At 37.5% G+C, this 21,705-nt stretch carries 20 protein-coding genes and 2 pseudogenes; 12 read left to right on the top strand and 10 right to left on the bottom strand.

All coding sequences use genetic code 11. The features are described 5' to 3' along the window. Nucleotides 1-145: 145 nt before the first annotated feature. Both A7P55_RS10850 and A7P55_RS10845 read right to left on the bottom strand, forming a co-directional pair. On the bottom strand, nt 146-412 hold the full coding sequence (locus A7P55_RS10850; RefSeq protein ID WP_005159374.1) for an AlpA family transcriptional regulator: 267 nt from the start codon (nt 410-412) through the stop codon (nt 146-148). Nucleotides 413-700: 288 nt separating this feature from the next. After that, nucleotides 701-1,033, bottom strand: coding sequence for a hypothetical protein (locus A7P55_RS10845; protein WP_171552089.1), 333 nt, complete (start codon nt 1,031-1,033; stop codon nt 701-703). A 336-nt stretch (nt 1,034-1,369) separates the two neighbouring features. Here A7P55_RS10845 and A7P55_RS10840 point away from each other — a divergent pair, with 336 nt between their 5' ends. The 7 genes and pseudogenes from A7P55_RS10840 (at nt 1,370) to A7P55_RS10815 (ending at nt 7,587) form a co-directional block, all read left to right on the top strand. Next, nucleotides 1,370-2,353 carry a hypothetical protein gene (locus A7P55_RS10840; RefSeq protein WP_171552088.1) on the top strand — a complete coding sequence of 328 codons (984 nt, stop codon included), beginning with the start codon at nt 1,370-1,372 and terminating at the stop codon, nt 2,351-2,353. A 529-nt stretch (nt 2,354-2,882) separates the two neighbouring features. Beyond that, a pseudogene (locus A7P55_RS22605) lies at nt 2,883-3,278 on the top strand (integrase); the annotation flags it as partial. Between the two features lie 195 nt (nt 3,279-3,473). Next, nucleotides 3,474-4,364, top strand: a complete 891-nt coding sequence (locus A7P55_RS10835; protein ID WP_228129634.1) for a LysR substrate-binding domain-containing protein — start codon at nt 3,474-3,476, stop codon at nt 4,362-4,364. A gap of 92 nt (nt 4,365-4,456) precedes the next feature. Further along, nucleotides 4,457-4,978, top strand: a complete 522-nt coding sequence (locus A7P55_RS10830) for a hypothetical protein (RefSeq protein WP_016541189.1) — start codon at nt 4,457-4,459, stop codon at nt 4,976-4,978. After that, nucleotides 4,975-5,727: a glutathione S-transferase N-terminal domain-containing protein gene (locus tag A7P55_RS10825; RefSeq protein WP_016541188.1), complete on the top strand. Its 753-nt coding sequence runs from the start codon at nt 4,975-4,977 to the stop codon at nt 5,725-5,727. The genes A7P55_RS10830 and A7P55_RS10825 overlap by 4 nt, the downstream gene beginning before the upstream one ends. Before the next feature lie 52 nt (nt 5,728-5,779). Continuing rightward, nucleotides 5,780-6,127 carry a rhodanese-like domain-containing protein gene (locus tag A7P55_RS10820; protein WP_016541187.1) on the top strand — a complete coding sequence of 116 codons (348 nt, stop codon included), beginning with the start codon at nt 5,780-5,782 and terminating at the stop codon, nt 6,125-6,127. Between the two features lie 2 nt (nt 6,128-6,129). Further along, entirely contained in the window at nt 6,130-7,587 is a 1,458-nt protein-coding gene (locus A7P55_RS10815; protein ID WP_016541186.1) for a GMC oxidoreductase, read from the top strand. Nucleotides 7,588-7,786: 199 nt separating this feature from the next. Here A7P55_RS10815 and dsbG read toward each other — a convergent pair whose 3' ends face one another. From dsbG to dsbD, 3 genes are read right to left on the bottom strand one after another with little or no spacing between them, the layout of a single operon-like run. Then, complete coding sequence (gene dsbG, locus A7P55_RS10810; protein WP_016541185.1) at nt 7,787-8,533, bottom strand: thiol:disulfide interchange protein DsbG; 747 nt, start codon at nt 8,531-8,533, stop codon at nt 7,787-7,789. Nucleotides 8,534-8,545: 12 nt separating this feature from the next. Then, nucleotides 8,546-9,382, bottom strand: coding sequence for a TlpA disulfide reductase family protein (locus A7P55_RS10805; RefSeq protein ID WP_016660204.1), 837 nt, complete (start codon nt 9,380-9,382; stop codon nt 8,546-8,548). After that, nucleotides 9,379-11,286, bottom strand: a complete 1,908-nt coding sequence (gene dsbD / locus A7P55_RS10800; RefSeq protein ID WP_016541183.1) for a protein-disulfide reductase DsbD — start codon at nt 11,284-11,286, stop codon at nt 9,379-9,381. Before dsbD ends, A7P55_RS10805 begins: the two co-directional genes overlap by 4 nt. 109 nt (nt 11,287-11,395) lie before the next feature. On the opposite strand from dsbD, the gene A7P55_RS10795 reads away from it, so the two are divergent. Both A7P55_RS10795 and A7P55_RS10790 read left to right on the top strand, forming a co-directional pair. Then, nucleotides 11,396-12,067, top strand: coding sequence for a response regulator transcription factor (locus tag A7P55_RS10795; RefSeq protein WP_016541182.1), 672 nt, complete (start codon nt 11,396-11,398; stop codon nt 12,065-12,067). Continuing rightward, the gene (locus A7P55_RS10790) at nt 12,064-13,458 is read left to right on the top strand and encodes an ATP-binding protein (protein WP_016541181.1); all 1,395 of its coding nucleotides are present in this window, start codon (nt 12,064-12,066) and stop codon (nt 13,456-13,458) included. Before A7P55_RS10795 ends, A7P55_RS10790 begins: the two co-directional genes overlap by 4 nt. 122 nt (nt 13,459-13,580) lie before the next feature. On the opposite strand, the gene cydB is transcribed toward A7P55_RS10790, so the two are convergent. Continuing rightward, the gene (gene cydB / locus A7P55_RS10785) at nt 13,581-14,585 is read right to left on the bottom strand and encodes a cytochrome d ubiquinol oxidase subunit II (protein ID WP_016541180.1); all 1,005 of its coding nucleotides are present in this window, start codon (nt 14,583-14,585) and stop codon (nt 13,581-13,583) included. Continuing rightward, on the bottom strand, nt 14,582-16,015 hold the full coding sequence (locus tag A7P55_RS10780; RefSeq protein ID WP_016541179.1) for a cytochrome ubiquinol oxidase subunit I: 1,434 nt from the start codon (nt 16,013-16,015) through the stop codon (nt 14,582-14,584). Before A7P55_RS10780 ends, cydB begins: the two co-directional genes overlap by 4 nt. 700 nt (nt 16,016-16,715) lie before the next feature. Here A7P55_RS10780 and A7P55_RS10775 point away from each other — a divergent pair. From A7P55_RS10775 to A7P55_RS10765, 3 genes are read left to right on the top strand one after another with little or no spacing between them, the layout of a single operon-like run. Continuing rightward, nucleotides 16,716-17,111: a rhodanese-like domain-containing protein gene (locus tag A7P55_RS10775; protein WP_016660201.1), complete on the top strand. Its 396-nt coding sequence runs from the start codon at nt 16,716-16,718 to the stop codon at nt 17,109-17,111. 32 nt (nt 17,112-17,143) lie between these two features. Then, a complete protein-coding gene (locus A7P55_RS10770) occupies nt 17,144-17,791 on the top strand; it encodes a peroxiredoxin (RefSeq protein ID WP_016541178.1) in 648 nt (215 codons plus the stop codon). A 48-nt stretch (nt 17,792-17,839) separates the two neighbouring features. Beyond that, nucleotides 17,840-18,430, top strand: a complete 591-nt coding sequence (locus tag A7P55_RS10765; protein WP_016660200.1) for an MBL fold metallo-hydrolase — start codon at nt 17,840-17,842, stop codon at nt 18,428-18,430. A 550-nt stretch (nt 18,431-18,980) separates the two neighbouring features. Here A7P55_RS10765 and A7P55_RS10760 read toward each other — a convergent pair. From A7P55_RS10760 to A7P55_RS10750, 3 genes and pseudogenes are all read right to left on the bottom strand, one after another. After that, nucleotides 18,981-19,867, bottom strand: a pseudogene (locus A7P55_RS10760) (IS5 family transposase). A gap of 106 nt (nt 19,868-19,973) precedes the next feature. Further along, nucleotides 19,974-20,480 (bottom strand): DUF4411 family protein, encoded by a 507-nt coding sequence (locus A7P55_RS10755; protein ID WP_016541175.1) that lies wholly within the window; start codon nt 20,478-20,480, stop codon nt 19,974-19,976. Next, entirely contained in the window at nt 20,473-21,579 is a 1,107-nt protein-coding gene (locus A7P55_RS10750; RefSeq protein ID WP_016541174.1) for an ImmA/IrrE family metallo-endopeptidase, read from the bottom strand. The genes A7P55_RS10755 and A7P55_RS10750 overlap by 8 nt, the downstream gene beginning before the upstream one ends. Nucleotides 21,580-21,705 lie beyond the last annotated feature (126 nt).

Below are 21,705 nucleotides of genomic sequence, written 5' to 3'. Positions count from 1 at the left end.
CAGAATACTTTGGGTACTTTTACATTATGAATTGATTAAAGAGAATAGCCTTAACCACTAGACATCACACTACATTGGAGGATTTTTTAATTTAGAATGTGGGGATCAAATACTGCTGTTGAATTATGCAGTGATAATGAGATGGCTATGCTGATTGACTGGCTTGGATACGTTGCTGAATCCAATCCTGAACCTCTGATTCAATCCATCCCACCGCTCCTGTACTGAGATGTGATGTCCCTAGCTTGATGGACTTTGGAAAACTGATGTCATAACGTTTGGACTTTGGATTAATCCGATCATATATGGTGGAACGTGAAAGTCCTGTCAGCTCAATCACTCGTTTTAAACGGATGATCTTCTTCACTGTAGCTACAGGCTCTATATTATGTGTGGTTGCCAAGTTGTTCATAGCGGTTCTCCATTGAGATTAAATTGCTTCAATTTCAAGGACTACAACAGTGGGATTCGTATTGGGAAAGTTATGAATCCTCTATTCTGCGTACTCCTCTATAACAACTAGCATTGGAATCATTTTTTAACATGGCATTGGTAGGCTTAGGTAAATGACTTGTTCCAAAGCAGCATTTCAAACCAAAACTTAAAACTGGCTATACAACATGACCAGCCCTAAAAGGGCTGGTCATGTATTAGATAGAAGTATCGTTCAATCCTCTAGGAATTGCATAAAGGATATGAATCATTGCGCTGTATGGTTGAAACAATGACCACACGTTAGGCACTGAAAGTTATCCAGAATATTTTCATCAACCATTTCTCCTAATGCTGTACCCGCAGTACAACCTGCAACTCCACCCACTAAGCCACCAATTGCTGCACCTGCAAGAGCACCAAAGATTGACCCAACAGGTCCTGCAAACATACCAAGCGTTGCTCCCACCTGAGCAGTAGATAAAGCTGTGGTTACACCACCCACTGTTCCAGCAGTTGTACCTACCGTACCTCCTATTTTACGACCATAATTTTTACTACTGATGTGTGTCGATTGACACGAAGGGCATTGAACTGACATATAATTATCTCCTGTAATAAATAGAACACCTAGGCGTGTTCATGGAGATGATATGTATTTCAATGTATCTGGAATTCTTCACGACCAATTATAATGCAGATAAACCATGATTGACTTTTCTGACATAAGAGCATATAAAAATATGCTTAAGAGAAAATTTTTTCACTTTAAAGCTTCTTTTGATGGGAAACCCCCATGTTTCATAAGTGGCAGGCCAGATAAATTCTTACTTATTTCTTACTTAAAAGTTACGCTACTCTAACCAATTTCATACCATTTTCTTAAAAAATTCTTACTACTCTATTAGCAATTTAGACACTGTATAGCAATATAAAAATGACGACCAAACCATCTTATTCAGAGCAGTTCAAGAAGAAACTCAACAGCTATGATCCTGTCATGAACATTTGGATTCATGGTCATCTAATCCGCCATGCAGAACGCATCATAGGTCGCCACTCAATTAGAGATTTTGAAGAAATACTGATAGAACTAGAAAATCTAACCTCTCTTAAAGAAGTCAGGCAAATTACAATAACAAACCTCACAAGGTTAATTCATCAAAATATATCAACCGAATTGGACCGAGAATTTTTTTTCCAAAAGTTGATTGAGTATATGAAATTGGAGGTTGATATTGTATTTGACCTAGAATTAAAAAGGTTATTAACCCTAATAAATAATGATAAAAATTTTGCTATTTTTTATTTAGCTATTACTCAAAATCCTATATCTAATTTAAGGGGAATTCGATTAGAAATAAATAATTTTTTGTCTGGAGATTACAATTACAAGTGTGATCTCTACCAGAAACTCCCTTCACTTCAAAATAAAGATTTTTTTAAAAACCCCATCATTCAGGCTAGTAAAGAAATTATTTTAAATTTTAGTAAACATGAACTTATATCCCTATCTTTAGAATTTATTAATGACTTAAAAGTAATAATAGAATATTATGATGAAATACAAAAAATATCACATATCATTATCAATAAAAAGATATCAAATAAGACCTTTATTGAATGGCTATACAATTACCTTGATAAAAAAACACAGTTTCCTTATATACCAATCACCTTAGAAGAAAAAAAAGAACTAGTGCTTTTACAATTAAACTTTTGGTTTTTTATTGATTCAAAAGCATATTCTAAGGTTTTAGAAAAAATACAAAGCACATGGAATAAAAGAAACTTTGACAAAAGACCAGTAGAAAACAGGAAAAAAATCGAAAAAAAGAATGAAACACCTAAACAGTCAAAAATACCCGTCTCAACACTCCAACCTAAAATTGTTGATGATGTTGATAACTATATATCCTAATATTAACGAAAATAGGTATGAAATTTGGCTTTCTTTATTACGCTATGATCTTTAAAGCTTACACTGAAAGTACAGATCATTACTCATTGTTCGTATCCTATGGAGTACTAAATCATTCGACTCAATCCAAAGTTTGATGAGGGGTAGGTTGAGGGGTAAGCACATAGATAAAAAATAAGCCCTTGTAAAAACAAGGGCTTATTTAGATATTTGGCGGAAGCGGTGACAGTCGAATTAAAAATATAAATTATTGATAGTAAAAAATTAAATATTTTAAATATAATTTTTTACTACTATTTTTACTACATCACATTTTCTTTGTTTCAGCACTAAATCCCATATATTTACACATCTTAGAATTCGATTCCTGCTTTATAGAAAGTCTGTCTTTCGAACTCCTATTACCACAATAAGATAGAAATTAAGACTAATATACTGCGTCTCAACCAATATTAAAACGAAATTAATATATTAAAATACAAACATATAGAAAGAAAATCTGGTTTCACTTTGAGAGCCAACCAGTGAATTATTGAAATCTTTTCAGTCTGATACACAATCATAAGGTTACATTTCCACTGAACCTCGTAGTGATAGCATGCTTTCTGATATGTAAATAACTGCTTTGATTAAGCTCATGCATCAACAGAAATTGAAGGAAAATAGCTTAGGCTATATCGATCCTAAACAAAACCGAGTAATTACAACACATGGTTTTCGCTCTACTTTTCATGACTAGTCAGTTGATAAGACTGGATATCCACGTGAAGTTTGTGAGCATGTATTAGTACATAAGCTACTAGATGAGGTTGAAGCTGCTTATTTGCGTGGGGCATATCTTGAAAAACGTAAAGGATTAATGAAAGATTGGGCAAAGTTTTGCAATATAATCAAATTTGATTCGCAACTTTTAACTTGTATTTAAGATGATCAAATAACAAGCTTATCTGTTAAAATATAAATAGTTGAAAATGATGTATATACAAAACATTACTGTACCATTACTCGGCTAGAGACTGTGTTAACAAAAAACTATTATCTTATAGATCAATAAATTAGGAGTGAATAAAGACTTAGTATTTCTGTGTAACTAAATCAAAACAGGATAAGTGTGATTTCTGTGCAACATCAAAAATTTGACTCATTTAATGCTTTATGGGTTTTTAATATTGCTGCTGAGTATAAAAGTTTTAAAAAAGCTGCTGAAGTATTATGTGTCACTCCTTCAGCCGTTAGCCAGCAAATTAAGAATCTTGAAGCCAATCTGAGTATTTTGTTGTTCGAGCGCCAACATCAGTCACTCAAGCTGACTGAAGCAGGACAATGGTACTGGCAAAAAATTCAGCCGCAATTATCGTTGATTCAAGATCATACAGTTCAGCTCATGCAGAGATATAACAGTACAGTGCTGAAAATTAGCTGTATGCCACCCGTGGCGAGTCGGGTTATTTTTCCTCATTTACGCACATTTCAACAAGCTTGGCCTGAGATTGAGCTTAGGTTTGATGTTTCATTAAAATATATAGACTTGCAACATAATACAGCAGATGTTGCTATACGTTTTGGCCAGCCACCATGGTCTGGTTGTGAGCATCAAAAATTAGTGGATCTCGATATTCAGCCTGTATGTGCGCCAAAAATTGCTTCTCAGCTCAACTTAAAATCACATCCTGAACGCTTAACTCAAGCCCCTTTAATTCATATGACATCCAGACCAGAAGCATGGACATTGGTGTTTGACTATTTAGGATTGTCCTTACCCGATAAAAATGAATCGATCTATGTTGATGATTACCCCGCTGCGATTGATGCTGCAAACAACCTTGGTGTGGCACTCGCTTTGTATCCAATTGAGAATACTGCGATCAAAAATGAGCAGCTGGTCGCTGTTGGACCTGCAATTTCAGGATATGGCGAAATTTATGCAGTGACCAAGCAAGGGCGTTTACAAGAGCAAGCCATTCAAACTTTCTTGGCATGGCTTATACAGCGCTTGCAAGATTTAAATTAGTTTTTCTAATGTGCAGACATAATTTATATCGTTTGTCAGCCAATCAACATTTAAGCACACTAACTATACAACTTATTTAGTGAGTGTTAGGAATGTTAAACGCGACCACAGCAGCGCTGCCGTTATCTGAATTGGTGTTAAAGCAACAATCAGAACTGGTAGAGTATTTCTCGACATTACCCAGTGCAACATCCGATCAGCTTGCAGGTCGCGCATGGGTGGGTAAGCTCTATGCACTGATTAAAGTAGAAAAAATGCCAACACTGGTTCGAAAATCAGTGGCCACCGTACTCAGCGCAGCAATAAACCCTTGGAAAGGAAAGGCTTTTAATGTGGACGATACAGGTGCCAATTTATGGTTGTGGGGGCAACAATTTGGCCAATACACCATGTTAGAACAAGATAGCCTAGTTGATCAGCAACCCTGTCTTTGGCTAGATTATAATGTTGTTAGTAATCCGTCATTGTTAAGGCATATCCGAGGTGAGGTACGCGTTTTAGGCGAGAATCAGTTTTTGGCTAGAATGAACTGGTTAGCCAATGATCAATTTTATTGTGTGGCGTACTTTAGTTTAAGCAGCCCAAAAACTGTGTCAAAAGGAGTTGCGCCATGATGACATTACTGACCTCGGCGTTAGCATCTGGTGTTCGTGGAGGGAAAGGCTTATCTGCCATTGTTCGTCTAGATCAACCAGCCAAACTACTGGAGTTTTATGATATTGAGGGCTGTCCTTATTGTCGTCCTGTTCGTGAGGCATTAACTCAATTAGATCTGGATGTCTTGATTTATCCTTGCCCCAAAGGCAGTAATCATTATTGGGATCGGCTAACCGCACTCGGTGGCAAGTCACAAGTTCCTTTTCTATATGATCCCAACACCAGTCGCTACCTGTATGACGCACGTCAAATTATCGACTATTTATTTCAAACTTATATGCCAGAAAAGACACTACGAGCTCCTCAAAATTTGGGCTTACGTCAGTCACAATTGGCGACTGCTTTGCGACTCAAAGCAGGACTTAAAGCACATCAGAATAGCTCAGCTGCCAAGGCGGTAGTACAGCCATTAGAATTATTTAGTTTTGAAGCCAGTCCTTTTTCTAGACTAGTACGAGAAAAATTATCTGAACTCAGTATTGCTTATGTGTTGAGAAACTCTGGCAAGCAACAACTTGCAGACCAAGGGCTACCATGGCTTCGCCCCAATCTAGGGACATATCAGCCGATCGCAGGGACTAAGCGCGCTGAACTACTCGCTCGTACTGGTAAAGTACAATTTCCATACTTATACGACCCAAACACAGGTACAGGGTTGTTCGAGTCCAAAGCAATTATTCGTTATTTAGAGCAGCAATACACCTAAGGGAAGCAATTCGACTGTGCTATCGAAAAACCCGTCATTTGAGGAAGCCCTAATGAATATTTTAAATTGGTTGCCTTTTGGCAAAGTACCAGAAATCACAGTAAAACAGCTTAATAAAACCATAGATCATGTACAAATTTTAGACGTTAGAACAGCACTAGAGTTTCGGCAGAGCCATATCAAAGGTGCGATTAATTTGCCAATCACACAGTTTAACTCAGCACATATTGCCAAACTTAATCTAGATCCAACTCGGCCTGTGGTAACGATTTGTTTGTCGGCACATCGTAGTATTCCTGCAACTCGTCAGTTAAATAAAATGAATTTCAATGCCAGTCAATTACAGGGTGGTATGCGCGAATGGTGGCGGCGAGATCAACCTTGTGTCAAGGGGGATTAAACATGATCAAGACTGATATTTTAGTGATTGGCAGTGGTTTTGGTGGTGCTGTTTGTGCTGCTCGTTTGGTTGATGCGGGAAAAAAAGTTAGCTTATTGGAGCGTGGCCCTTGGCGAGATAGTGAGTCGAATCGACAGTCGGATTTGCCCCAACAAGGCGTAACACTACAACCATTCCCACATGGACGGCAGCTGCCTAGCCATTTTTTACGTCAAGTGAGCATTGGTCTATTAAATGGTCCTAAAATGCTTAATCGGCATGGACTATTTGATCTAAGTCTACATCCGCAAATGAGCGTACTTTGCTCGGCTGGCGTCGGTGGTGGTAGTCATGTGTACTGGTCTATGAATATGCGCCCAACAGATCCACAGTATTGGGATAATCGTGCAATTGGATTAAGTGCCAAGCAAATGGCACCACATTACAATTGGATTTTGGCACAAATGGGCTCTCAGCCATTAGAGCAGATGACTGTTGCACCCAATAAAATTGATCAAGCACTGGCAGAGTATCCATCACTCAATACACAGTGTGAGCAGCCAGCTTTAGGTTTTCGTTTTAGAGGCGAATACAGCAATCACGGTATGCTCGGTGATGCTGCAAATCATAAAGTTGGACTAGACGAGCAACTGTTATTGCCACGATTATCCCAAGGATTAACCGTCTATGCTGAGCATGAGTGCCTGACGATACGACGCGTTGGCGCCTATTATCATGTGCATAGCGTTGATCACCAAAAACAGCAAGACAAAGTTTTTGTCACCAAAACTGTGGTACTAGGCGCAGGTGTCATTAATAGCATGCGTATTTTATTCCGTTCACGACAGGTAGGTGGACTGACTGGGTTATCCGCGCTTGGTCAAGGCTTTTCCGGTAATGGCGATGTATTTGCATTGTGGCGTGCAGGTCGAGATACACAAGATTTCCGTCAGTCACCACCGAGCATGGGACGCTTTCAAGTTGGTCATCAACCAGATGCGCCGTTCTTATATGCGACAGGTTTGAATATTTTGCAGCAAATTCCATTACTGCCTACAATGCTACAACGCCAGTTAAAACATTGGTTGATTTTGGTGGGAATGGGTCAAGATGCGGCTGATGGCAACATAAGTTGGGGGCAGCACGATATATCTTTACAATTTGAACAAAGCAAAAGCCCTATTTTTAAAAGTCTTTACCAGTCACTCCGACAACTAAAAATCATATCGAAACGTCGTGCATGGTTTTTGCCTCAAGTCCCCATGACTGTACACCCCTTAGGTGGCGCATGTGTTGGTATAAACGAAGAACAAGGCGTAGTGGATGGACACGGAGAAGTTTTTGGACATCCTAACCTCTATATCACCGATGGTAGTGCACTACCAGCAGCAACAGGTACGCCACCATCCATGACGATTGCGGCATGGTCAAGTCATGTAAGTCAGGCCATTTTACAAAAATTACAGGAGTCCAATGAATGAGTAACTACCCCCCCCATATATACTGTCTCTGACATTTGTAAGCAATATTATTGCTGTTATACCATTAGCCACCATAACTAAAGGTTAATAAAACCTTAAGTAACATGATTTTAGATGTGGGCTTAATCATATATAAATTTAGTTGTTGACTAAGCCCTCAGATATGAAAACATAATAGTTTATAATAAGTGCAATAAAGTTATTCAAAAATCCCTTTCAAATCTTTTGGTAGTCCAGAGGCTGTCTCCATTTGCCCTTTGCTATTTTTCCAGATCATGGCTGGTGTGGCATAAAACCCATACTTGGTCATCATTTCCTCATTATTTTCAATTTTTTGAGCAATGTTTGCTGGGATTGGTTTCATCTCCTTTAACTTCTGCTTCCCTTTGGTCGCATTGAATTCTTCAAAAACCTTGGCTGGATTTGCAGCAGCAAGTAAAGTTGCCGCTTGGCCTTTACTTTCAGGGCGAATCACTGCCACTTGAATATGACGTAACTGGACTTTTCCTGATTTCACATAAGGACGGGCTTTTTCCCAGAACATATGACAGTATGGACAGTTTGGATCTGAAAACACGTAAATAATACGGGGTGCATTAACATTACCGTCCTGAATATAAGCGGATTTACCCAGACTTTTCCAGACATCATCCAATACAGATTGTTTAACATGCTTATTTAGGGCATCAACAGTAAGGTTATCTCCTTTGGCATTATGTAAGTCACCAATAATGTAATATTTCTGGTCATTGGAGATAAAGACTGTTGCAGGGTTCTGTTGCATATGTCCTGCCCAACCCGTCATTTGTGCAGGGGCTTCGATCTGTTTTACAAAGCTAAAGCCCTCTTTTTCCAGTTTCTGCTTAATGGTCGGTACAGCGGCAAATGCCTGAGCAGCACTCAGGGATAGTACTAAGCCAGACATTAACTTTAAATGAGTGTTCATCAAGTTGCACCTCTATTGATTTGATGGATGAGTAATTTTTTGCAGGTATTGCTTAAGCATGGCTTGGCTTAATTCACCAAGATGACGTTCCACAAGTTGTCCTTGTGCATTAAAAAACAAGGTACTGGGTAAGCCATACATATTCATGTGTTGAGGCATTTCCCCATAAGGATCAAACAGGACATTATTAAAATTCAATTGATAACGATGTAGATAGGACACAATCGCTTCAGGTGTTTCACCTTGGTTAAGCATGACAAATTGAACATCTGGATAATCTTGCTGTGCCTGATACAACACAGGCATTTCACGATGGCAAGGCGGACACCAACTCGCCCATAAATTCACCACAGTAGGTTTACCCATAAATTGAGTAAGAGATTGTGGTTGCAGTTTAAGGTCGTTAAATGCTAAATCTGGATAGTGTTGTTGTGCATTCCAATGGTTGAGTAGATTGATTCCCACAAACTGTATTGTGATAAACAATAGAAAACTGCTGACCAATACAGGCACTTTTAATAGGTGATTTTTCCAGATAAACCAGCCACTACCCGCAATGATGCCTGCATAAAGGTTAAATCCTTTATCCTGAATTTTCAGAATATCAACAGGATGAGCCAGATACAGATCAGCATTAATCAGCACAAATACAACTCTTGCGGCAAGTAAGCCCACCCATATTGCTGTCCATAAAGAATCCTTATAGCACTGCCAAGCTGAATCATCCCATTGATAACGTTGCTTAAAATATTTTCCAATGAACCATACGCCAACAAGTCCTGACAGTAATATCAATAATGACCACGGCAGCATGAACATACCTAGATGTAGTGCTTGGGAAGAAATCAAGGTTGATTCTCCTCATTTAATTTTTGAATATTCTGAATTAATTGTGATGCGGTATAAGTCCCTGTGAGACGAAGATCACGTTGTTCTTTCTGGTCAGGTGCAAGAAACAATACCGTTGGTGGGCCAAGAATTTGCCATTGTTTTAAAATGATGTCTTGCGAAGCTTCATACTGGGTCAAATCCAGTTTAATACGGGTTACATTTTTTAATGCATCCTGAACGTCAGCTCTTGGTAAAAGCTCTCTTTCAATCGGCTGGCAGGCAACACACCAGTCAGCGTAAACGTCCAGTACAATAGTATCTTTGGCATGTGTAGCTAATGCCTGATTCAGTTCCTGCTGATTTTTAACAACAATCCATGAATGAAGTGTCTCGCTTTCAGTGGTATTCACATTCGCAATCGCCTGATTCACATGCCAGATCCCACTCACAGCACAGATACAGACCAAGACCAGAACGGCAGCTTTATAAGGGACGTGAACAATATGGCGCAAAATAGCCAGTAAATATCCCGCCATTGCGATCAGAATTAAGGCAAGTCCTACATAGTACAAAGTTAGAGGCAATAAAGGACGAGCAAAATAGACGGCCATTGCCAGCATGATAAAACCAAAACTATACTTTAACCGATCCATCCATAAACCTGGCTTGGGTAAATATTTAGCTCCAAAGACACTGGCAATAAATAGCGGTATCCCAATCCCCAAACCCAGCAAGAACAGGTAGAAACCACCAAGCAGGCTATGTTCCAGATGAGAGACATAGAGCAAAGCCCCTGCCAATGGTGCACTCATACAAGGGCCAACGATCAGGGCTGAAACTGCTCCCATGATGCCAGCACCCAACAGTGTTCCCCCTTTTTGGCGTTGTTGTATCTGATCTAAACGCTGTAAAAGACCTTGTGGTAAGGACAGTTGATATAAACCGAATAAGTTCAACGCAAATACAATAAACATCAGGGCAAATATGCCAATGAATACAGGATTTTGAAACCAGCGCTGAATACCGTAACCAATTTGTGAAACCACAATCCCCATCACCCCATAAACCAATGCCATACTCAGGACAAAGGTCAATGCGATAATGGCGGCTTTATAACCCTTTTTACGCTGCACCAAAATGCCTGAAAGAATTGGAATCAGAGGTAATGAACAAGGTAAAAAGGCAAGCAGAATGCCTAACCCTAGAAACAGGATAATGTTAAAAACAACACTTTGACTGGACAAAAGGTTTAAAAAGAATTGGTCATTATTCCAGTCATCACTCAATGATGCCGTTTGTGGCTGAGCTTTGACCTGATCTTGTCGCTTGTCTTGATGAGGACTATCTGTACTATCTTGCTGTACATTTAAAGAGGGTTCTGGACTGATTTTCTCTTGCGCTGGTTGAATAGATTGCTGGCTAGTTTCACTTTCAGATTCTGACTTCACCTCAGGCGTATTTTCCTGAGTGACTAAAGTTGCAAGATGAGAGTGTCTTGCCTCAGAATTCTGTTGAGGAAGTAGACCTGTAGCATCCGTTGTGATTGTAGTTCGTTGTACGGGGTAACATAAGCCATCCTCTGAACAGCCCTGCCAACTGACTGTATATTGGCTATTTGGCTTTACATCCAGTTGCGTCAGCACCTGATTATGATGCACATTGGTTACACCAAAGGTTGGATCATCTTTTTCCTGACCTTTAGGTAGATTTAAAGCTAAGTTCTGTTGCTCTAGACTCACCTTAAACTGATCATGATATAAATAATAATGAGGAGCAATATCCCATTTTAACTCGGCGGTTTTGTCAGAAACAGAACTTGCCTGAAATTTAAATGCTTGACCTGGTGGCAGAAAATCATGATTTGCATATAACGATGCTGTGGCCATACCCAGTGCAATCGCTATAAATGGTTTCATCAACATACGAGCTTATCTAAACTTAACATTCAGAGCATTATCAAGGGTGCAAAATTAACAGAACATTAAGGGCTGTTTTTGTTTGTAAAATAGGTAGGCTAGATGAGGAAATACCATGTTTGTTGTACTTGTTGAAGATGACCCCTATATTGCCCAGAGTATTGTTGCTGCACTCGATTACCTGAATATTTCAGTTGAGCATGTTGATACAGCCAAAGCTGCGGATTATTTCATTCGTAACAGTGCAGTAGACCTATGTTTACTTGATTTGGGTCTGCCTGATCAGGATGGTCTTGACCTATTAAATACATGGCGTAAAGATCAAATTCATGTACCTATTCTGGTACTCACAGCACGTAATCAAACCCAGCAATGTGTGGATGCCTTAAATTTAGGTGCAGATGATTACCTAACCAAACCGTTTGAGCTAAATGAACTGATTGCAAGAGTTCATGCTTTGGCTAGGCGGAATCGTGGATATTCCTCAAATATATTGCATATGGGCGAATTAGAGATTCATCAGGACACTCAACAGGCACATTATCAAGGACAACTTCTTACGCTCTCCAGACGGGAATACAGTTTGCTAGAAGCCTTTATGCTTTATCCCAATCAAGTGTTAAAAACAGAACAACTATTTGATAAAATTTATGGCTATCAGGACAGTATTGAAAGCAATGCACTGAATGTACATATCCATCACCTTAGACAAAAGATTCATCCTGATATAATTCAGACCATTCGGGGTGTAGGTTATATGCTTAAAGTACCAGAGCAAAGTACATGAAAAGTTATAGTTTAAAATGGCGCCTGGTTTCCACCATTTTAGCAGTCTTTGTTATCTTGTGGTCACTGGTATTTTGCTGGCTTTATTTTGAACTGGAAAAACGCCTGCAAGATACATTGGATGAACGCCTTTCTGCGTCTGCCCACATGGTTGCCCGTTTAATTCAGCAACTCCCAGTAGATGAGATTGCCAATACTGTTAATGCAGTACAACAAGACCATAGCACCCCAAATTTGATTGCCTGTCAGGTGTCATTATTTAGTTCCAATATCTCAGCCAACCATCAGGTGATTGCCAAGACATTGGGTTCACCTGAAAGTCTAAGCACACGAAAAATAGGGTTAAGTACATGGTCGGAAAATGGGGTGGAATGGCGTAGCTATGTCTTGCAAAAAGGACAAATACAGGTTGTTGCAGCGGAGAAATTACAATTACGTTATTCATTACTCAAACAGATTTTACAATCAGTATTAATCCCTTTAATCATTACTTTGATTTTATGTATTTTTTTAATTCTATGGATTATTCGGGTTGAGTTTCAACCTTTAGACCAAATTGCACAACACCTAGGTCATAAAAAACAGAATTTATCAGATGCGGCCACCTATTTAATAGAATTAAAAACACAGAATATTCCCAAAGAAATTCAACCCTTTGTCGATGGTTTACTGGAACTTATTCAGAATCTGCACCAAAGTCTGGAAAATGAAAAAAGCTTTAGTGCCTTTGCTGCTCATGAGTTACGCAGTCCACTCACCGCAATTAAGACCAATGTTCAACTAAGTCAGCTTATGCTGAACAAGTCTGGACAAACACAAAGCAAAATTGATTTCAATCTCCAACAGGCAGAAGCAAGTATTCAGCGTTATGAGCAATTACTTGAACAACTGCTATTACTGAGCAAAACTGAAATACAACCAGAGCATGTTTCGATGGAATCCACAGAAGTTTCCCAAACTTTGCAACAGGTCATTTTTGAACTTGGGCAGAAATACAATGACATACAAGAACATCTTGATATCGATTGGAAAAATCTCTCCACTATCGGATTACCTCATCCTACTTTAGCAATTGTACTTAAAAACCTGATTGAGAATGCTTACTTACATGCACAATCTACAGACTCGATTCAAGTGTATATGGATAAAGGGGATTTAATGATTACAGATTCAGGTTTTGGTTTGACTGATGCTGAACTTGGTTTACTGACACAACGGTTTTGGCGAAAATCTTCACAAAATATTGGTCATGGTCTAGGCTTATCTTTAGTCAAATTACTATTAGATAAATATGGATTTTCAATACAGTTTTTACAAAATCTACCGCAAGGTTTAAAAGTAAAGATTTCAAACAAAGAGAATCACAAAAATACACTTTGTGATTCTCCTTAGCAATTAATATGCAAGTTTGAGTAAAAGCCTAAACAGCATTGCGATCAGTAGTAGCCCGAAGAAACCACCTAACCACAGCAAGATAAACCATTGTGTTTGTGATAATTTCATATCCGTAACTCCTAGTGATAACCTTCATCACCAATCCGAACTTTATCTCTGAATACCCAATACGCCATGATGGTGTAAATGATAATAATCGGAATCAAAATAAGTGCACCAATAAGCGCGAATAATTGACTATTGGCTGGTGCGGCTGCATCCCAAATGGTGACAGAAGGTGGAATAATATAAGGAAAAATACTGATTAAAAAACCTGTATATGCCAAGAATACCAACGCCAAGGTGTATAAAAATGGCATTGATTCTTGTCGTTTTTGACATGCTTTAATCGTTAAATAAGTAAAGACTAAAACTAAAATCGGTACAGGGCTGAAATATAAAATTTGAGGTTGCGTAAACCAACGTTCAGCTATCATTGGATGCGCTAATGGGGTGTAAATACTGACCGATGCAAAGATAAGCAATAGCCCGATAATCAATTTTGGCATCAGGTTGTACATGCTGATTTGTAGTCGATCATCTGTTTTCATAATCAACCATCCACAACCAAGTGCAGCGTACACAACGACAACACCGACCCCAGTGAAAAGAGAGAATGGCGTTAGCCAATCTAAGCCACCGCCTGCATATCGTCCATCAACAATATGAATCCCTTGAATATAAGCACCTAAGATGACACCTTGCAAAAAGCTAGAAAGTACAGATCCACCAATAAAAGCAGCATCCCACAAATGCTTCGTACGATTTGCTTTAAAACGAAACTCAAAAGCGACACCACGGAATATCAGCGCAATGACCATCAAAATGATAGGCATATAAAAAGCAGATAGAACTGCTGCATAAACCATTGGAAAAGCTGCAAATAAACCTGCACCACCCAAAACCATCCATGTTTCGTTGCCATCCCAAACAGGAGCAACAGTATTCATCATGACATCGCGTTCTTGCTGATCTTTGATAAACGGAAAAAGAATCCCGATACCTAAGTCAAAACCATCAAGTACAATATAGATAAAAACACCAATGGCAATGATTACAATCCAAATCAGAGATAAATCAATCATGATGAAGCTCCTTGATCACGATCATCAATTTTTTCATCAGCTGCACTTAACGGACGCATTGGTGTTTTAAAATGACCGACACCACCCACTTGTTCAGCTTTGCTATCAATAAACTCTGGACCTTTATGCATCAGTTTCAGCATGTAATAAATGCCCACACCAAATACAATGCAGTACACCACTACAAAAATAATCAGCGTTAAACCTACTTGTTCAGCCGAAACCGGTGATAAGGCATCTTTAGTTCGCATGACACCGTAAACCACCCACGGCTGACGACCTACTTCTGTAGTAAACCAACCTGCAAGTAATGCAATAAATCCTGATGGTCCCATAATCAAAGCGAAACGATGAAACCATTTGTTTTCATAAAACTTACCTGTTTTTCTGAGCCATAAACCCATCGCTGCAAGCAAAAGCATCAGCATGCCTAAGCCGACCATAATGCGGAAACTCCAAAAAACGATTGTAGAGTTAGGACGATCTTCAGGCGCAAAATCTTTTAATCCTTTAACCGTACCATCCATAGAATGGGTTAGGATTAAACTGCCCAAGTTGGGAATTGCAATTGCATATTTGGTACGTTCTTCCTGCATGTCTGGTATGCCAAATAGATAGAGTGGCATTCCCTCGTCGTAATTGGTTTCCCAATGACCTTCCATTGCTGCAAGCTTGGCAGGTTGGTGTTTTAGCGTATTAAGACCATGCGCATCACCCACGAAAACCTGTAGTGGTGCTAAAATCAGAATCAACCACAGAGCCATTGAAAATGATTTCTTGACCAATTCATCACGTCGACCTTTTAGCAAATGCCAAGCGGCTGTTGAAGCAACAAGGAGTGCGGCAACCATAAAGGCTGCAATTGCCATGTGTGCTAAGCGATAAGGAAATGATGGATTAAAGACGATTGCAAACCAATCTTGCGGAACAACAATGCCATTTTCGATGGTGAAACCTTGAGGTGTTTGCATCCAACTATTTGATGACAGAATCCAGAACATAGAAATACATGTTCCGACTGCGACCATCAGGGTGGCAAAGAAATGTGCTTTTTTGCCGACACGTCCCCAACCAAATAACATGATGCCAAGAAAGCCAGCCTCTAAGAAGAAAGCACTGAGCACCTCATATGCTAATAAGGGGCCAGTTACACCACCTGCGAATCGGGAAAACTCACTCCAGTTTGTGCCAAACTGGTAACTCATGACTACACCAGACACCACGCCCATTCCAAAAGCGACGGCAAAGATTTTGACCCAGTATTTAAATAGATCTTTATAAATAGGATCATTGGTTTTTAGCCATCGCCATTCTAAGACGGCTAAGAAACTGGCTAAGCCAATCGATATGGCTGGAAAAATGATATGAAAAGATACAGTGAAGGCGAATTGGATTCGAGCCAATTCTAAGGCGGTTAGTCCTAGATTCATAAGAACTCCCGATAAAAATTAATAGAAGAGTACTCAACTAACAAATTTAAATACCCATATGAGAAGTTAAAAAATGCAACATGTATAGGACACAGCAAAGAGAATGCCAATAAAGTTTAAAATTATAAAAATATTTTAAAACAATAAGTTATTTTATATATTACAACTGAATTTTTTCTGAATTTAGATTTTTGTTTCAAATTCACGTTTCAATTAAAACATGAAACATGAAACATGAAACATGAAACATGAAACATGAAACATGAAACATGAAACATGATTCCAACCTGGTTTTATAAAGTAAAGAGCAACTTTCTTTGTATAAAAATTAATCAACGCTACATAAGGTATGATGATGGCTCTTCTTAACATTGTTTGTTAGGTTAAACTTTGTATTTACTAACCATAGTCAATAATATTGTGTAAAAAATTTTAATTACTGCTTAAAATTTTTTCGCTAAAATTCAAATGTTTTGCATTCACTTTAAGGCTAACCTATTAAATTATATATACCATTTAACCAGTCTTGTTCTCATAATTTCCAACGTAAATGAAACAAAGTCTTATTTTTCAGAGCTAATGATTAAATCAAAACTTATCTAAAAAAACGATTAAAATAAAAAAAATTACAATCAACACTCTATATAATATATTTAAAAAATATATATTATAAAAACATATTCCATTAAGTGGTAAAAAAATGAAAACAGCCGATCAATTAATCCTAGATGCAAAACAGCACATTCAAGAAATTAGTGTTAAAGATTTTCATAAAATTTGGACTACAAACAATGACTTAATTCTTATAGATGTTCGTGAACCGGAAGAATATCAAGAAGCCTCAATAGATAGATCAGTCAATTTTCCAAGAGGTCTACTTGAAATGAAAATTGCTCAACATCCTCTTGTCAATCATCACTGTGATGAGGACATTTCGTTAAAGGAACTTTCTCAAAAGGATATTTATATTATTTGTAAGACTGGAGGACGCTCTGCCCTAGCAACTTTAAGTCTACAAAAAATGGGATTTACAAAATTATTTTCAGTCCAAGGAGGTATACAAACTTGGTTGAATGAAAATCTTCCTATTAATTAATTGTTGTTATTCCATCATCAAAGGAGACTATCATGTCTAATACAAATGAAACTGTAATGTTCCCACAATTAAATAAACCAGCTCCAAACTTTAATGCTAAAACCACTTACGGTATGAAAAGCCTTGAAGACTACAAAGGGAAATGGTTGATTTTATTTTCACATCCAGCAGATTTCACCCCAGTTTGTACTACTGAATTTATGGGATTTGCTACACGTGCTGAACAATTTAAAGAACTAAATTGTGAATTATTAGGTCTTTCAATTGACAGTGTTCACGCTCACATAGCTTGGGCCCGTAGTATTGAAGAAAATTTTGGTGTCAAAATTGAATTTCCTATAATTGCAGACCTTTCTATGGATGTTGCAAAAGCATATGGCATGATACAACCAGGAGCAAGCGACACAGCCGCTGTACGTGCAACTTTTATTATTGATCCTGAAGGAATTATGCGTGCGATGGTTTACTACCCTATGAGTAATGGGCGAAGCATTGACGAGTTCTTACGTGTACTAAAAGCACTTCAAACTTCTGACAATAATAAAGTAGCTACTCCTGAAAACTGGCAACCTGGACAAGAAGTCATTGTTCCACCACCAGCTACTATGGAAGCAGCAGAAGCACGCAAATCAGAAGGTTATAATTATGTAGACTGGTATTACAGCACTAAATCACTTTAGTTTATCAGTTTTTCAGTTCACAGCCCCAAACTACATCGAGGATAAAACATGAATAAATCTTTTAATGTCAAAGCATTCTTAGATCATGATAGTGAAACTTTCAGTTATGTTGTATTTGATGCTGTGAACTATGTCGGGGTCATCATTGATCCCGTACTTGACTTTGACTATAAGTCAGGGCGGACTTCAACCACTAGCGCTCAGAAAATTCTTGATTTTGTGAAATTTGAGAATATTCAGGTTGAGTGGATATTAGAAACTCATGCACACGCAGATCATTTATCAGCAGCACCTTTTTTTAAAGATACTCTAAATTCAAAAATCGGTATAGGAGCTCATATTCAAGAAGTTCAAGCAATTTTTAAAGATATATTCAACCTTGAAAAAGAGTTTTTACCAAATGGTAACCAGTTTGATCATTTATTCCAAGAAAATGAAATTTTGAAAATTGGTTCAATGGAGATTCGTATTTTGCACACACCAGGGCATACACCCGCTGATATCGCTTACATTATCAATGAGCGAGCAGCTTTCGTCGGTGACACTTTGTTTATGCCAGATATCGGAACAGCACGATGTGATTTCCCAGGTGGTGATGCTGGACAACTCTATGATTCAATAAAAAAATATTGCGCTTAAATAATGATACAGAAATATATATTTGCCATGATTATCCACCCGACCATCGCTCGCATACATACTTAACAACTGTAGCTGATCAAAAACAAAATAATATTCACATTAGTAAGAATACTACACGAGAAAAATTTATCGAAAAAAGGCTAGCAAGAGATGCAACTCTCGCAATGCCGCGGTTAATTCTACCATCAGTACAGGTCAATATTCGTGCAGGTCAAATGCCACCTAGGGATGAAAAAGGAAAAACCTATTTAAAAGTACCAATTAATTTATTATGACATTTATCTATTTCTTAAGAGTTAAAATTTACAACATGAATGTTTGAACGCAGGAGTCTTTACAATGAGAAATATTTGGGATCAAAGATATGGTGAATCAATACACTTATATGGTTCTGAACCAAATAAATTTATACAATAGGCTAGTGAAAATTATCGTATATATGGTAATACGCTTGCTATTGCTGAGGGAGATGGGCGAAACATTCTATATTTAGCTTGCTTTGTTGCACAAACATTTCATAGACTGGTTTCCCCCTAACCTATCAAATTCAAGGCACAACTCGAGTGTGAGGTTGGCCTAATTCTGTAAATTTATTTAAAATGGCTATACCTGCATGTACCTCATTGACTTGGCTTTGAAAGTTCCTAGCACTGAGTTTATCGCTAAATAATTTGATGCAAGGCATCTTTGTTTCCACTAAACTTCGGTGATGATAGCCTGACCATTGTTTCCATAGTGTCCTGCCGAAACGTTTAACTGTTCGAAGTAATTCATTTCGCTCTCGCGAATGAACTTTATTATATTTCCAAGGCTTTGCATTTTTCTAGGTGGATTCACTGCATACGCTTTCCTATCTGCAATGACCAGACGGCATTGTTTTGTGTCATAAGCCCCGTCTGTATAGACTGAATCAATCTGTTCATCGATATTACTTGTTGTAAGCTGAACTGCTCGTATTTGAAGGGTCTTAGCATCTATACCAATAGGCAGTATACGCCATTGGCGACGATATTCGGGCTGATGTTTCTTATGCTTCCATTCGCCTTCACCTAAAAATTTTAACCCCGTAGAGTCGACGAGTAGGTCTAACCCATCACGACTTTTTTGATAGCTTATCGCAATATCAATATGCTTTTGTCGTCTACAGAGGGTGGAGTAATCTGATGCTGTCCAATTCAAACCACAGAGTTTAATCAGGCTTTGAGCAAAGCCAGTGACCATATGTAAAGAAAGACGGAATAGAGATTTGATCATTAAACAGCATTGAATCGCTGTATCGGAATAAGTTTGATTTTGTCCATGCTTGCCTTGTGGCTGTGCATACCATTGGGTCTTGGGATCAAACCAGATTGAAATATTTCCTCGCTTGATTAAAGCTTGGTTATACGAGGACCAATTGGTTGTACGGTAGATTTTAGGAACAAGCTTCTTCATCTGGAAATTATATTGCTGAAGAAACCTTAAAGAATAGATTTGTGCAACAAAGCCACACTATTTTAAAAACAGCATATTAATTTGACTATTTATAAATAAATTATCTCTAAATTTTTAAACCAATCTCTTGAAAAAAAGTGTTCATATCTATACAGCGAACACCAAGATCATTAGCAATATCAGGAACTTTAGGATTTTGTGTAGGTTGATTTCTGTTTAAATTAATATTTTTTGTTTCACTTGTTACAATCACTAAATTATCTTTTTTTGCAATTGCGACTAACCATCCATCTGCTATTTTTTCACGTGCCCAACTTTTATCATTGGTTAAAGCCTTGTCACTATAACATTCATGTGTTGCAATATGCTGTATAACCTCACCCCATAAATCAGCATAATCCTTGTATTTACAAGAAGCTCCTATAAAGTTTTCATCAAGCCACTTTTTAAAAGTTTCATCTTGATAATGTTCATTAACAACAATATCAGGAAGTACTACTTGTGAATTGATGATTAGTTTTATTTTCTGCCAAAAACTTGGAAAAAAATCAAATAGATAATATCTTTCATAAAAATTGATATAAATATTAGTGTCCAATAGATACTTAGTCATTGCCACCTCTATTCATCAAAATTTTATATCCTTTGAATCCAACACCTACAATATTAAATGCATCCGTATATGAAATACGATCATGATTAACAGCATTCATAACATATTTGAAAAATTTATTATCAATTCTAAATCTAATATTATTCGTATAACTCCCGCCAGAAGAATCACTGGGTAAGAGATATTTAATGTTCTTTTCAAGCTCAATAATGCGATTTTGATATTCTTGACGGGTTATTTTATTTAAATCCAATAATCTTCTAACGATTACAAACTCACTAACTTTAAATTTTTTAGCTAAAAAATTACTATCAGTTGAATCGAGCTGCAAAAAAATCTCTTGAGGAACTAAAATTTCTGCCGTTACTTTATTTATGAATGCTTCAGTTCGATCAAATCGATAATCACCAGTATCAACAATATTAAATATTTCTTCAGTACCTACAAAAATATGTACTAACTCATGTACTAATGTAAAAAGCTGACCATTCTTAGTATCTTTTTGATTAATAAAAATTATAGGTGCTTTATGGTCAAGCAATACAAAACCTCGAAACTCTTTCACACTAAGAGGACGATATGTATTGTCTTTCACTTTACCATTAAAAAAAATAAATACGCCTATACCATTAATCTTATCACGTAGATAATTTAATGGATTATCAGCTTGATTCTGAAAAAACAAAGGAATTTCTAGCTTATCACGTATTTTTTTAGCTACCTCCAAGAAATTGGAATCAATAGAAAATTGACCAACAAAATCTAAATTTTCAGTAATTTCATTCTTCAAAAATTCTTGTTTGACTTCCATTTCCGCAATGGTATCTCTTAACTCTTCACTTGCTTCATCTATTGAATCTGACTCTAGTGTCCTGAAGTCCAATCGCTTGATGTCAATATCAAGAGTTTTATTCAGTAATAAGAGACCTGTTGGAACATTAATTTTTTTTGCTATTTCAGATAACTGATTAAAAGTTGGCTGTTTTTCTCCACTTAAAAACTGATCTAAATTATTAATTTTCGCTCTTAAAACACTCAAAGAAATTTGGGCATTTTGAACATAATAATTCAATGTGTTAGTGTCGATACGCATTGACATTACATTCCCTCCTCTATATGCCCATTTGACCTTGTCTTATGCTAACATAAATTAACTGTGCAATTCTGTCTATAAATACTCACAACAGAACGGTACAATTTGACGTGAAATTTTTATTAGAAATAT

Source organism: Acinetobacter sp. Ac_5812 (assembly GCF_013072695.1).
Lineage (GTDB): Bacteria > Pseudomonadota > Gammaproteobacteria > Pseudomonadales > Moraxellaceae > Acinetobacter.
This window is presented reverse-complemented; position numbering and strand designations above follow the sequence as displayed.